This window comes from Pseudomonas salicis, assembly GCF_057128705.1.
In genome coordinates this window covers 166,360-178,686 of the sequence record NZ_JBSKHU010000008.1, presented here as the reverse complement: position 1 = coordinate 178,686, position 12,327 = coordinate 166,360, and the positions used below count along the sequence as shown (strand labels likewise).

The 12,327-nt window shown below is 62.2% G+C and carries 11 protein-coding genes; 7 read left to right on the top strand and 4 right to left on the bottom strand.

Annotation, left to right across the window (positions count from 1 at the left end; all coding sequences use genetic code 11):
- Window positions 1–3 precede the first annotated feature (3 nt).
- From ACWKWE_RS26540 to ACWKWE_RS26515, 6 genes are all read left to right on the top strand, one after another.
- Window positions 4–2,457 (top strand): heavy metal translocating P-type ATPase, encoded by a 2,454-nt coding sequence (locus tag ACWKWE_RS26540; RefSeq protein WP_483852160.1) that lies wholly within the window; start codon window positions 4–6, stop codon window positions 2,455–2,457.
- Window positions 2,458–2,474: 17 nt separating this feature from the next.
- Window positions 2,475–2,684, top strand: a complete 210-nt coding sequence (gene ccoS, locus ACWKWE_RS26535) for a cbb3-type cytochrome oxidase assembly protein CcoS (RefSeq protein ID WP_166597852.1) — start codon at window positions 2,475–2,477, stop codon at window positions 2,682–2,684.
- A 138-nt stretch (window positions 2,685–2,822) separates the two neighbouring features.
- On the top strand, window positions 2,823–3,506 hold the full coding sequence (locus tag ACWKWE_RS26530; RefSeq protein ID WP_483852159.1) for a sulfite exporter TauE/SafE family protein: 684 nt from the start codon (window positions 2,823–2,825) through the stop codon (window positions 3,504–3,506).
- A gap of 277 nt (window positions 3,507–3,783) precedes the next feature.
- Window positions 3,784–5,166, top strand: coding sequence for an oxygen-independent coproporphyrinogen III oxidase (gene hemN, locus ACWKWE_RS26525; RefSeq protein WP_483852158.1), 1,383 nt, complete (start codon window positions 3,784–3,786; stop codon window positions 5,164–5,166).
- 120 nt (window positions 5,167–5,286) lie between these two features.
- Complete coding sequence (gene fnr / locus ACWKWE_RS26520) at window positions 5,287–6,021, top strand: fumarate/nitrate reduction transcriptional regulator Fnr (protein WP_341958892.1); 735 nt, start codon at window positions 5,287–5,289, stop codon at window positions 6,019–6,021.
- A 67-nt stretch (window positions 6,022–6,088) separates the two neighbouring features.
- The gene (locus ACWKWE_RS26515; RefSeq protein WP_483852157.1) at window positions 6,089–6,637 is read left to right on the top strand and encodes an adenine phosphoribosyltransferase; all 549 of its coding nucleotides are present in this window, start codon (window positions 6,089–6,091) and stop codon (window positions 6,635–6,637) included.
- A gap of 210 nt (window positions 6,638–6,847) precedes the next feature.
- On the opposite strand, the gene recR is transcribed toward ACWKWE_RS26515, so the two are convergent.
- From recR to dnaX, 4 genes are all read right to left on the bottom strand, one after another.
- Window positions 6,848–7,450 carry a recombination mediator RecR gene (gene recR, locus ACWKWE_RS26510; protein WP_166597857.1) on the bottom strand — a complete coding sequence of 201 codons (603 nt, stop codon included), beginning with the start codon at window positions 7,448–7,450 and terminating at the stop codon, window positions 6,848–6,850.
- Between the two features lie 69 nt (window positions 7,451–7,519).
- Window positions 7,520–8,548, bottom strand: coding sequence for an NADP-dependent oxidoreductase (locus tag ACWKWE_RS26505; RefSeq protein ID WP_341958895.1), 1,029 nt, complete (start codon window positions 8,546–8,548; stop codon window positions 7,520–7,522).
- Between the two features lie 306 nt (window positions 8,549–8,854).
- Entirely contained in the window at window positions 8,855–9,181 is a 327-nt protein-coding gene (locus ACWKWE_RS26500) for a YbaB/EbfC family nucleoid-associated protein (protein WP_166597859.1), read from the bottom strand.
- A 66-nt stretch (window positions 9,182–9,247) separates the two neighbouring features.
- Window positions 9,248–11,389: a DNA polymerase III subunit gamma/tau gene (gene dnaX, locus ACWKWE_RS26495; protein ID WP_483852156.1), complete on the bottom strand. Its 2,142-nt coding sequence runs from the start codon at window positions 11,387–11,389 to the stop codon at window positions 9,248–9,250.
- 155 nt (window positions 11,390–11,544) lie between these two features.
- Between dnaX and ACWKWE_RS26490 the strand changes: the two genes are divergently transcribed.
- Window positions 11,545–12,315 (top strand): substrate-binding periplasmic protein, encoded by a 771-nt coding sequence (locus tag ACWKWE_RS26490; RefSeq protein WP_166597861.1) that lies wholly within the window; start codon window positions 11,545–11,547, stop codon window positions 12,313–12,315.
- The last annotated feature ends 12 nt before the right edge of the window (window positions 12,316–12,327 follow it).

Genomic DNA, 12,327 nt, shown 5'->3' with positions numbered 1-12,327 from the left:
GACGTGAACGCGCCCATCCCCTGCTACCACTGCGCCCTGCCCGTCCCTCGTGGTGGCCGTTTCAATGCAGTCGTGCTCGGTGAAACACGGGCGTTCTGCTGCCCTGGTTGCCAGGCCGTGGCGCAAGCCATCGTCGAGGGCGGGCTGGAAAGCTACTACAGCCATCGCAGCGAAGCCTCGACCAACCCTCAGACGTTGCCCACGCAATTAGCGGACGAGCAGGCGCTCTACGACCGTCCCGACGTGCAGGCGCCGTTCGTGCATCACGCCGAAGACGTCGCCGAGACCACGCTGCTGATCGAAGGCATCAGTTGTGCCGCGTGCGGCTGGTTGATCGAGCGTCATTTGCGCGCCCTGCCCGCCATGGTCGAGGCGCGCCTGAACCTGTCCAACCACCGCCTGCACCTGCGCTGGAACGACCGTCAGTTGCCGTTGAGTCAGGTCATGAACGAAGTGCGCAGCATCGGTTACGTCGCGCACCCCTATCAGGCGGATCAGGCCACCGAGCGGCTTGCGCAGGAAAACCGTCGCAGCCTGCGCCAACTGGGCGTCGCGGGCCTGCTGTGGTTTCAGGCGATGATGGCGACCATGGCGACCTGGCCGGAATTCAACATCGACCTCAGCCCCGAGATGCACACCATCCTTCGTTGGGTGGCGATGTTTCTGACGACGCCCATCGTCTTTTACAGCTGCGTGCCGTTCTTCAAAGGGGCTTTGCGCGACGTGCGCACCCGTCATCTGACCATGGACGTCTCGGTGTCGCTGGCGATTGGCATGGCCTACATCGCCGGGATCTGGACGGCGATCACCGGGGTCGGCGAGCTGTACTTCGACGCGGTCGGGATGTTCGCGCTGTTCCTGCTCGCCGGACGCTATCTGGAACGCCGCGCCCGGGAACGAACGGCCGCCGCGACCGCACAACTGGTCAATCTGCTGCCCGCCTCCTGCCTGCGTCTCGATGAGGATGGCCAGAGCGAGCGTATTTTGCTCAGCGAATTGCGCCTGCATGATCGAGTGCGGGTGCACCCTGGCGCCGTGCTGCCAGCGGACGGGCGCATCGTGGACGGGCAATCGAGCATCGATGAATCCGTGCTCACCGGGGAATACCTGCCTCAGTCGCGACAGACAGGCGATGCTGTCACCGCAGGGACGCTGAACGTCGAGAGCCCGCTGACCGTTGAAGTCCTCGCGCTGGGCCATGACACGCGGCTGTCGGCCATCGTTCGCCTGCTGGACCGCGCGCAATCGGAAAAGCCCCGAATGGCGCAGATCGCCGACCGCGCCGCACAGTGGTTCTTGGTGATTTCGCTGGTGCTCGCCGCAGGCATCGGTCTGCTGTGGTGGCAACTGGACCCGCAACGGGCGTTCTGGATCATGCTGGCGATGTTGGTCGCGACCTGCCCTTGCGCGCTGTCGCTGGCAACGCCTACCGCGCTGACCACCGCCACCGGCACACTGCACAGCCTGGGCCTGCTGCTGACCCGAGGCCATGTGCTCGAAGGGCTGAATCGTATCGACACCGTGATCTTCGACAAAACCGGCACCCTCACCGAAGGACGCCTGACCTTGCGAGCGATTCATCCATTGGGGTCGTTGAGCAGCGACGATTGTCTGTGCCTGGCGGCGGCGTTGGAGCGCCATTCCGAACACCCCATTGCCCGTGCGTTTGGCATGGCACCGATGAACGCCGAACAGGTGATCAATACGCCTGGGTTGGGTTTGGAAGGCAGGGTGGAAGGTCGCCGCTTGCGAATCGGCGAGCCGGGCTTCGTCTGCGAGCTGAGCGGTAACGCAGTGCCCAGGATGCCCGATGAACCCGGCCAGCGGCTGCTCTTGGGCGATGAGCAGCAGGCGTTGGCGTGGCTGGTGCTCGACGACCGTCTGCGCGATGACGCGGCGTCATTGATCAACGCGTGCAAACAGCGCGGATGGAAAACGCTGCTGCTCTCGGGTGACAGCTCACCGATGGTCGCGTGTGTCGCCGCTCAACTGAACATCGACGAGGCCCATGGCAGCCTGCGCCCGGATGACAAACTGCGCCTGCTTCAACAACTCAGGGCCGAAGGGCGGACCGTGTTGATGCTCGGCGACGGGGTCAACGACGTGCCGGTGCTGGCGGCGGCGGACATCAGCGTGGCAATGGGTTCGGCCACCGACCTGGCGAAAACCAGCGCCGACGCGGTGCTGCTGTCCAACCGTTTGCAGGCGTTGGTCCAGGCGTTCGATCTCGCACGGCGCACCCGGCGCATCATCCTTGAAAACCTGATCTGGGCCGCTGTGTACAATAGCGTCATGCTGCCCTTCGCGGCGCTGGGCTGGATCACCCCGTTGTGGGCAGCGGCGGGCATGTCAGTCAGTTCGTTGATTGTCGTGCTGAACGCGCTGCGTCTGACGCGGATGAAGGCCAGCGATGTCACACTCGTTCCGATGGGCCATCAACGCCCGTTGCCTGTGTAACGGATTCCGGAGGCCCGATGCCCGCGCTCTACATCATGATTCCGGTGGCCCTGCTGATCGTGGCGGTGGCGATCTACGTGTTTTTCTGGGCCGTGGACAGCGGCCAGTACGACGACCTGGACGGCCCGGCGCACAGCATTCTGTTTGACGATCAGGACCCGAGTCACAAGGCCGGGGTGGATGAGGCGTCGGGTAAAGCGGTCCCGAGTGAGAAGAAGATCGGGTGAACAGTTCAGGGCTTGAGGTGCATTCAACGTCGCTATCGCGAGCAAGCTCACTCCTACAGGATGTCGCACAACTCTGTAGGAGTGAGCTTGCTCGCGATAGCGTCTGTGCGCTCAGCCTAAAAACACCAAATGCCGCCCATGCCTGACCTCCTTCCCCAACTCCTTTCCGCCCTGATCCTCGGCTTGCTCGGCGGCGGTCACTGCCTGGGCATGTGCGGCGGGTTGATGGGCGCGCTGACGTTGGCCATCCCCAAAGAGCAGCGCAGCCGACGTTTCCGCCTGCTGCTGGCCTACAACCTCGGACGCATTTTCAGCTACGCCTGCGCCGGTGTGCTGATCGGGCTGGCAGGCTGGGCCGTGGCCAACAGCCCGGGGGCCATGGTGTTGCGGGTGATCGCGGCACTGTTGCTGATCTGCATGGGGTTGTACCTGGCGGGCTGGTGGAGTGGCCTGACGCGCATCGAAGGACTGGGGCGCTGGCTGTGGCGTTACATTCAGCCGCTGGCGAGTCGGATGCTGCCCGTGTCGAGCCTGCCGAGGGCCCTGCTGCTCGGCGCGCTATGGGGCTGGTTGCCCTGCGGCCTGGTCTACAGCACGTTGCTGTGGTCGGCCAGTCAGGGCAATGCCGTGTACAGCGCGTTGTTGATGCTGGCCTTCGGGCTGGGCACCTGGCCGGTGTTGCTGGCAACGGGACTGGCGGCCGAACGCACGACGACACTGCTGCGTAAACGCGGCATCCGGATCGCGGGCGGATTGCTGGTGATGCTGTTCGGACTGTGGACCCTGCCGGGGCCGCATCAGCATTGGTTGATGGGGCATTGATTATCACCCGCCTGGCCACGACCGGCCGGGTAAACGTCTGGAAAAATGCGGTCTCTTCTGTGGGAGCGAATTCATTCGCGAATGGCCCGTACAATCACCCTGTCTCCATCGCCAGAACCCTTTTTCGTCGGAATGCCGCCCAGAATGGATTCGCTCCCATAGAAAGCGCCTGTTTCTCCAGCTGTATCCGGTTGACCCGCCATTGACCCAGATCAATAAACCCCCGTCCTACAGTCCTTAAACTGCCTTTAACGCCAGCCTCCTCGGGACTACCCGCATGCTCGACGACCTTCGTTGGGACTCAGACCTCATCCACCGCCACGATCTGACAGGACCGCGTTACACGTCCTACCCCACGGCCGTGCAGTTTCATAATCAGGTTGGCGCGTTCGATCTGCTGCATGCGTTGCGCGACAGCCGCAAGGCGATGCGCCCGTTGTCGCTGTACGTGCACATCCCGTTCTGCGCCAACATTTGCTACTACTGCGCCTGCAACAAGGTCATCACCAAGGACCGAGGCCGGGCGCAGGCGTATTTGCAGCGTCTGGAGCAGGAAATCCAGATGATCGCCTGCCATGTCGACGAGCGTCAGGTGGTGGAGCAACTGCACTTCGGCGGTGGCACCCCGACCTTCCTCAGCCACGTCGAGCTGCGTCAGCTGATGGCGCACCTGCGCAAACACTTCACCCTGCTGGATGAACATTCCGGCGATTACGGCATCGAGATCGACCCCCGCGAAGCCGACTGGTCGACCATGGGCCTGCTCCGCGAGCTGGGTTTCAACCGTGTCAGCCTCGGCGTTCAGGACCTCGACCCGCTCGTGCAACGCGCCATCAACCGCCTGCAAAGCCTCGATGAAACCCGCGCCATCGTCGAAGCGGCCCGCACCCTGCAATTCCGCTCGGTGAACATCGACCTGATCTACGGCCTGCCGTTACAGACCCCGGACGGTTTCGCCCGCACCGTGGACGAGGTCATTGCCCTGCAGCCTGACCGCCTGTCGGTGTTCAATTACGCCCATCTGCCGGAGCGTTTCATGCCGCAGCGGCGCATCGACACGGCCCAACTGCCCAGTGCCGAACACAAATTGCAGATGCTGCAACGCACCATCGAACAGTTGACCCGCGCCGGTTATCGCTACATCGGCATGGATCATTTCGCCCTCCCCGACGACGACCTGGCGATCGCGCAGGAAGAAGGCACGTTGCAACGCAATTTTCAGGGCTACACCACCCACGGACACTGCGACCTGATCGGCCTCGGCGTGTCGGCCATCAGTCAGATTGGCGATCTTTATGCGCAAAACAGCAGTGATCTGGCTGAATACCAAATGGCCCTCGCCAGCGATCAACTCGCGACCAAACGTGGGCTGCTGTGCAACGAGGACGATCACATTCGCCGCGCCGTCATCGCGCAATTGATCTGCCATTTCACGCTGGACTTTGCCGCGATTGAAAAACGCTTCGGCATCGATTTTCGCGGTTATTTCAACGACGTTTGGCCAAAACTGCTGGCCATGGCCAAAGACGGCCTGATTCATCTGGACGCCAACGGCATCCGGATCACACCCGCCGGACGTCTCTTGGTGCGTTCGGTGTGCATGGTGTTCGACGCCTACCTCGACTTACAAAACCGTCAGCGTTTTTCCAGAGTGATCTAGGAAATTTCCGCAAAGCCGGCAGGAATCATTTTCACGCCACGGAGGGCGCGTGCTGGTCGCAAGGTTGAGCCCTGGGCTACCCTTATGACTGATAAGTGTCTTCTCACAAGGAATTTCCCAATGTCTGAGCCAGTCAAAATGCGCGCTCATACCCAGGCTCACTGCAAGGATTGCAGCCTGGCCCCGCTGTGCCTCCCGCTTTCATTGAACATGGAAGACATGGACGCACTCGACGACATCGTCAAACGTGGCCGTCCACTGAAGAAAGGCGAGTTTCTGTTCCGTCAGGGTGACGGGTTCGATTCGGTGTACGCCGTGCGTTCCGGCGCGCTGAAAACCTTCAGCCTCAGCGACAGCGGCGAAGAACAGCTCACCGGCTTTCATCTGCCCAGCGAGTTGGTCGGGCTGTCGGGCATGGACGCGGAGGCCTACCCGGTCTCGGCCCAAGCGATGGAAACCACGTCGGTCTGCGAGATCCCGTTCGAGCGTCTGGACGAATTGTCCGTGCAATTGCCGCAATTGCGACGTCAGTTGATGCGGGTCATGAGCCGCGAGATTCGTGATGATCAGCAAATGATGCTGTTGCTGTCGAAAAAGACCGCCGACGAGCGCATTGCCACCTTTCTGGTGAACCTCTCCGCCCGTTTCCGCGCCAGAGGGTTCTCGGCCAATCAGTTCCGCCTCAGCATGTCGCGCAACGAAATCGGCAACTACCTCGGGCTGGCCGTAGAGACCGTTTCGCGGGTGTTCACGCGCTTCCAGCAGAACCAACTGATCTCTGCCGAGGGCAAGGAAATTCACATTCTGGACCCGATCCAGCTGTGCGCCTTGGCCGGAGGTTCGCTGGAAAGCTGATGGCCGTCAGGGTCGGGCAGGCTTAGACTACGCTCTTTGTGCGCGTCTTCCTGCCCAGGACCTTTCGATGATTTTCGACGAACTCAGCTTCAAATCCCTCATCCGCCCGGTCGTGGACTTCCCCAAGCCCGGCATCATCTTCCGTGACATCACCCCTTTGTTTCAGTCGCCCAAGGCCTTGCGCCTGGTGATCGACAGCTTCGTCCAGCGTTACATTGAATCGGAATTCACCCACGTCGGCGCGATGGATGCGCGGGGTTTTCTCATCGGCTCGATCATCGCGTACGAACTGAACAAGCCGCTGGTGCTGTTTCGCAAACAAGGCAAGCTGCCTGCGGACGTGCTGGCCGAGGGGTATCAGACCGAGTACGGCGAGGCGTTTCTGGAAGTCCACGCCGACAGCCTGTGCGACGGCGACTCGGTGGTGATGTTCGATGACCTGATCGCCACCGGCGGCACGCTGGTCGCCGCGGCCAACCTGATCCGCCGCATGGGCGCCAAGGTCCACGAAGCCGCCGCCATCATCGACCTCCCGGAACTGGGCGGGTCTCAGCGGCTGGAAGACATGGAAATCCCGACGTTCTGCCTGACGCAGTTTGCGTTGAGCGATAAGTAAAACCCGCAACGCCGCGGATCAGATCTTGATTCTGCCCGGAGGGCGTAGGAGCAAGCTTGCTCGCGATCTGTCGCAAAGCGGCAGCAAAACCTGACACCTCGGCGGTGTCAGGCAGACGGCGAACACAGGTTTTACGACTGCTGCGCAGCCGATCGCGAGCAAGCTTGCTCCTACGGCCTGCGGCCAGAATCAAAAGCACCTAGTCTCAGCTCAAAGCTTTATGGGTTTACGCCCTGCAAACGAATGCGCCAGGGTCCCGCCGTCCACCAACTCCAGCTCGCCGCCCAACGGCACGCCGTGGGCGATGCGGGAGGTGATGAGGCCTTTGTCGGTCAGCAGTTGCGCGATGTAATGGGCCGTCGCCTCGCCTTCCACGGTGGGGTTGGTGGCGAGGATCACTTCCGCGAAGGTGCCCTGCTCTTCGATCCGCGTCATCAGTTGCGGGATGCCAATGGCTTCAGGCCCTAGCCCGTCCAGCGGCGACAGGTGCCCCTTCAGCACGAAGTAGCGACCGCGATAACCGGTCTGCTCCACCGCATACACGTCCATCGGTCCTTCCACTACGCACAGCAGCGTGTCGTCGCGGCGGTTGTCCGAGCATTGCGGGCAAAGTTCGTCTTCGGTAAGCGTGCGGCATTGCTTGCAGTGACCGACACCTTCCATGGCCTGACTCAATGCCTGAGCCAGACGCGAGCCACCGCTGCGATCACGCTCCAGCAGCTGCAACGCCATGCGCTGGGCGGTTTTCTGACCGACGCCGGGCAGGATGCGCAGGGAGTCGATCAACTGGCGAATCAGGGGGCTGAAGCTCATTGAAGAAAAGTCTCACAAAAACACGAGACGCGGTTTATACCCGCGCCTCTGACAAGCGTCAAATGGCGCTTAGGACACCTTCACCACCAGCTTGCCGAAGTTCTTGCCCTCCAGCATGCCGATGAAGGCATCCGGCGCATGTTCCAGGCCTTCGACCACGTCCTCACGGAACTTGACCTTGCCGTCCTTCACCAACGGCACCATGTCGCGCATGAATTCGTCCAGGCGGTGGTAATACTCTTCGTACACGATGAAGCCCTGAATCCGCGCGCGTTTGGTCAGCAGGGTTCGCATCAGCAACGGCAAGTAATTCGGGCCTTCCGGCAAACGTTGGGCGTTGTATTGCGCAATGACGCCGCACAGCGGAATGCGGGCGTGCTGATTGAGTAGTGGGATGACCGCTTCGAAAATCTTGCCGCCGACCAACTCGAAATAAATGTCGATGCCGCTGGGGCAAGCCTCGCTGAGCTGTTCGGCGAAGTGCGGGCTCTTGTGATCGATACAGGCGTCGAAGCCCAGCTCGTCCATTACATAACGGCACTTGTCGATGCCCCCGGCAATGCCCACGACGCGCAGGCCGTGGAGCTTGGCGACCTGGCCCACCACCGAACCCACCGCGCCGGACGCCGCAGCCACCACCAGGGTTTCACCGGCCTTGGGTTGGCCGATGTGCATCAACCCCATGTAGCCGGTGATGCCCGGCATGCCGAGCACCCCGACCGCCATCGACGGGCTGGGCAGGTCTTTGGGCATGGCCATGAGGTTTTTGCCGTCGGAGATGCTGTGGGTCTGCCAGCCAGTCTGCCCCACCACCAGATCACCCTCGTTGAATGCAGGGTTGCGCGATTGCTCGACCACGCTGACCGCGCCGCCTTCCATCACCCCGTCGATTTCCACCGGTGGCGCGTAGGACGGCGCATCGCTCATGCGACCGCGCATGTAAGGGTCGAGGGACAGGTACAGCGTGCGCAGTTGAACCTGACCGTCTTGCAGGTCGGGCAACGCCTCGCGTTCGAGTCGGAAGTTTTCCGGGGTCGGCGAGCCTTCGGGGCGTGAAGCGAGGACGATACGCTGGTTGAGGATCAGTTCTTGCGACATCGGGAGCGGCTCCTTGAATGGCTATAAAAAGCAGACCGTAGCTGTCGGGCGGCGTTCGGTTGGATGTGGGCGCTCAATATGGCACACGCAATACTGCGAGTCGCCGCAGAATCCTGTCGACACGAATTCACGCTGGGCGGCATTCCGACGAGACTCCGGTACATCCAGCACGCCTGCAGTGGCCGAACCATTATTCGCGAAGGAATTCGCTGCTCCAGGTCGTGCACACGCTGAGGAATCGGTGACCCCACGCACAAAAATGCCAGGCACGAGGCCTGGCATTCGGGTGACGCAACGACCGCTCGATCAGAACGGCAGCTTCATGCCCGGCGGCAGTTGCATACCGGCGGTCATGCTGGCGGTTTTTTCCTGGCTCGCGGCTTCGATCTTGCGCACGGCGTCATTGAGTGCCGCGGCGATCAGATCTTCGAGAACGTCTTTGTCTTCCTGCATCAGGCTGTCATCCAGGCTCACGCGTTTGACGTCATGGCGACCGGTCATCACCACACTGACCAAACCGCCACCGGATTGGCCGGTCACTTCGGCATTGGCCAGTTCTTCCTGCATCTTGGCCATTTTTTCCTGCATTTGCTGGGCCTGCTTCATCAGGCCTGCCATGCCACCTTTCATCATGGTTGTTCTCCTCGAAAGTCGATGGGTCGTTGCGCGGCGCTGTTAAAGCTTAGCGCCTCGCGGTCATTAAGGGGTCGCCGGTGCATCCACGGGGGCAATCGTATCGTCCCGGATGATCGCGCCAAACTGCTGCATCATCTGCTGGATGAACGGATCGCTTTGAATCGACGCCTCCGCCTGGCGCTGACGGTCGGCACGCCAACGCGCCGCCGCCTGGGCCGGGGTTTCCTGTTCGGGCTTGATCAGCTCGATGGTCAGATTGAGGGTGCGTTCGTGGTATTGGTTCAGCGCATCGTTCAAACGGCGCTGTTGCGTCGGGTTGAACAGCGCACTGTGGGCCGGGTCCAGGTGCAACAGCCAGCTGTCGCCGTCCACTGAAATGAGCGTGCAGTTGGCGGCGATGCTGCCGGTCATGCCGGAAATCGGCAGTTTCGGGAACAGTTCGAGCCAGTCTGCGGCCAGGCCTGTGGCAGGCTTGGCGGCCGGCAGCAGTTCGGGCTCTTTCTCCACGGCCTCGACTGCGTCGTGAGCTAAATCATCGAGATAGGCGAACGACGCAGGATCGATGTCCACGTCCGGTTCGTAATAATCGTCGTCCGGTGGCGGCTCGTCGTCGCGCTCCATGGGCGCGGGAACATACGGCACAGCATCGGGCACGTGTTCGAGCATGGCCGGGGTGACGGTCTCGGCAGCGGCTTGCAGCTGCGCTTCGGATTCCACCTCCGGTGCATCCGGGACCGGGCTCGCCGGGGCGGGCGTCGGCATCGGCGTAAGGTCGGGCTGTTCGGCGACGGTGTCGAGCACAGGCTCGGGAATGGCTTCGACAACGGGCGCTGCGACCGGCTCGGGTTCCGGCGCGGGAGTGTTGATCGGCTGCGCAGCCTTGGGCTCGTTCCACGGCAGATCAACTTCTTCCGCCGGAGCGGGCGGCTGGACAGCGGCTGCGACCGGGGCCGGTGTTTCCACGGGAGGCGGGATCGCGACAGGGGCTTGCGCAACGGGCGCCGGGATGTAAGCCGGAACCGATGCAACAGGGGCTGCACCGGCCACCGCTGTCTGGGAATCAACCGTGGCCGGGTTGATCCCCACTGACTTTAGCGGCTGTCTCGGCGCGCTGTCGCTGTCGGCCGGGCGGAACGCCAGCATGCGCAGCAGCACCATTTCGAAGCCGCCACGGGGGTCCGGCGCCAAAGGCAGGTCGCGACGGCCGATCAAGCCCATCTGGTAATAGAACTGCACGTCTTCGGCGGGCAGCGCCTGCGCCAGTGCCAACACCCGATCGCGGTCGCCATGACCGTTGTCCACGCCTTCAGGCAGTGCCTGGGCGATGGCCACGCGGTGTAGCACGTTGAGAATTTCCGAGAGCACGCCGTTCCAGTCAGGCCCCTGTTCGGCGAGATGGCGCACGGCTTCGAGCAACGAGCGCGCATCGCCGTCGATCAGCGCCGTGAGGACGTCATAGACCTGGCCGTGATCCAGCGTGCCGAGCATCGCCCGCACGTCAGTGGCCAGCACCTTGCCTTCACCGAACGCGATCGCCTGATCCGTGAGGCTCATGGCGTCGCGCATCGAACCGTCGGCGGCGCGGCCCAGCAGCCACAGCGCGTCGTCTTCGAACGGAATGTTTTCAGCGCCCAGCACGTGGGTCAGGTGCTCGACCACGCGCTCGGGCGTCATGTTTTTCAGCGAGAACTGCAGGCAACGCGACAGGATGGTCGCGGGCAGTTTCTGCGGGTCAGTGGTCGCGAGGATGAATTTGACGTAGGGCGGCGGCTCTTCCAGCGTCTTGAGCAAGGCGTTGAACGAGTGGCTGGAGAGCATGTGCACTTCGTCGATCAGGTAGACCTTGAAGCGTCCTCGGCTCGGGGCGTACTGCACGTTGTCGAGCAGTTCGCGGGTGTCTTCGACCTTGGTGCGGCTCGCGGCATCGATCTCAATCAGGTCGACGAAACGGCCCTCGTCGATCTCCCGGCAGACCGAACATTCGCCACAGGGCGAAGACGTGATGCCGGTTTCGCAGTTCAGGCACTTGGCGATGATCCGCGCGATGGTGGTCTTGCCGACGCCCCGCGTGCCTGTGAACAGATAGGCGTGGTGCAGGCGTTGGCTGTCCAGGGCGTTGATCAAGGCCTTGAGCACATGGGTCTGGCCGACCATTTCGCGGAACGAGCGCGGACGCCATTTACGTGCAAGAACCTGATAACTCATTGAAAACCGTCGCGACTGGGATGCGGAAGACCGCTAATGCTAGCGGAGCGGGGCCAAAATTGCATCCGGGCAATATGAGTGCGCGCATATAAAGAATCTGCCGCTAGACTGCCACCACTGTCCGATAGCACCGTTTTGCTCTTAAAGGAGACCTTATGCGTCTGCTGGCGTTGAGCGCTGTGTTGCTGACAAGTGGGCCGGTCGTGGCCGAACAGGCACCGTTGCGGTTCTCCATTGCCGATGCGTGGGGAATGCCGCTGGTGCAGATCGAAGATCATCAGCCCACCAGCGGGTTGATCTTCGACATCATGCAGAGCATGGCCGCCCACGCCAACCTGAGCGCGGAATACCGTGTCGTGCCCATCCAACGTGTGCAACGCACGCTGGAGCGCGGCGCCATTGACGTGCGCTGTTATGCGGCGCAGTCGTGGATGCCCAGTCTGTCCGGGGATTACACCTGGAGCCTGCCGCTGTTGATTCAGCGCGACCTGTTGATCAGCACCCCGGACAACGCCACCCCGCGAACGCCCGACAACCTGACGAACGAAACCATCGGCACGGTGCTGGGCTACGCCTACCCCACCTTGCAGACCGCGTTCGACAACCACACCCTGCGCCGCGACGATGCCCGCAGTGAAGTCCAGGTCCTACAGAAGCTTCAGATTCATCGCTATCGCTACGCGGTCGGGAATCAATGGTCGCTGGACTGGTTCAACCGCAACCTGCCGGACGACCAGAAGCTGCGCGGCGTGGCAGTGATCGACGAGCAACCGGTGGGCTGCATCGTGCGCAACGACTCCGACATTCCGGCGCAGCGGTTGATGCGAATTTTGTTGAGGATGCGCATGTCTGGCGAGATCGACCGGATCATGAGCCGCTACAACACCTCCTCCGGGTTACCCGTGGATGGGCCTGCGATGCCGTAAGCCTTTGCGTAT

Bases quoted from the DNA above. Each gene is read 5' to 3' on its own strand.
- ACWKWE_RS26515 (WP_483852157.1), top strand. From the start codon at position 6,089: ATGATTTTCGACGAACTCAGCTTCAAATCCCTCATCCGCCCGGTCGTG.
- ACWKWE_RS26500 (WP_166597859.1), bottom strand. From the start codon at position 9,181: ATGATGAAAGGTGGCATGGCAGGCCTGATGAAGCAGGCCCAGCAAATG.
- dnaX (WP_483852156.1), bottom strand. From the start codon at position 11,389: ATGAGTTATCAGGTTCTTGCACGTAAATGGCGTCCGCGCTCGTTCCGC.
- ccoS (WP_166597852.1), top strand. From the start codon at position 2,475: ATGCCCGCGCTCTACATCATGATTCCGGTGGCCCTGCTGATCGTGGCG.
- ACWKWE_RS26505 (WP_341958895.1), bottom strand. From the start codon at position 8,548: ATGTCGCAAGAACTGATCCTCAACCAGCGTATCGTCCTCGCTTCACGC.
- hemN (WP_483852158.1), top strand. From the start codon at position 3,784: ATGCTCGACGACCTTCGTTGGGACTCAGACCTCATCCACCGCCACGAT.
- ACWKWE_RS26530 (WP_483852159.1), top strand. From the start codon at position 2,823: ATGCCTGACCTCCTTCCCCAACTCCTTTCCGCCCTGATCCTCGGCTTG.
- ACWKWE_RS26490 (WP_166597861.1), top strand. From the start codon at position 11,545: ATGCGTCTGCTGGCGTTGAGCGCTGTGTTGCTGACAAGTGGGCCGGTC.
- fnr (WP_341958892.1), top strand. From the start codon at position 5,287: ATGTCTGAGCCAGTCAAAATGCGCGCTCATACCCAGGCTCACTGCAAG.
- recR (WP_166597857.1), bottom strand. From the start codon at position 7,450: ATGAGCTTCAGCCCCCTGATTCGCCAGTTGATCGACTCCCTGCGCATC.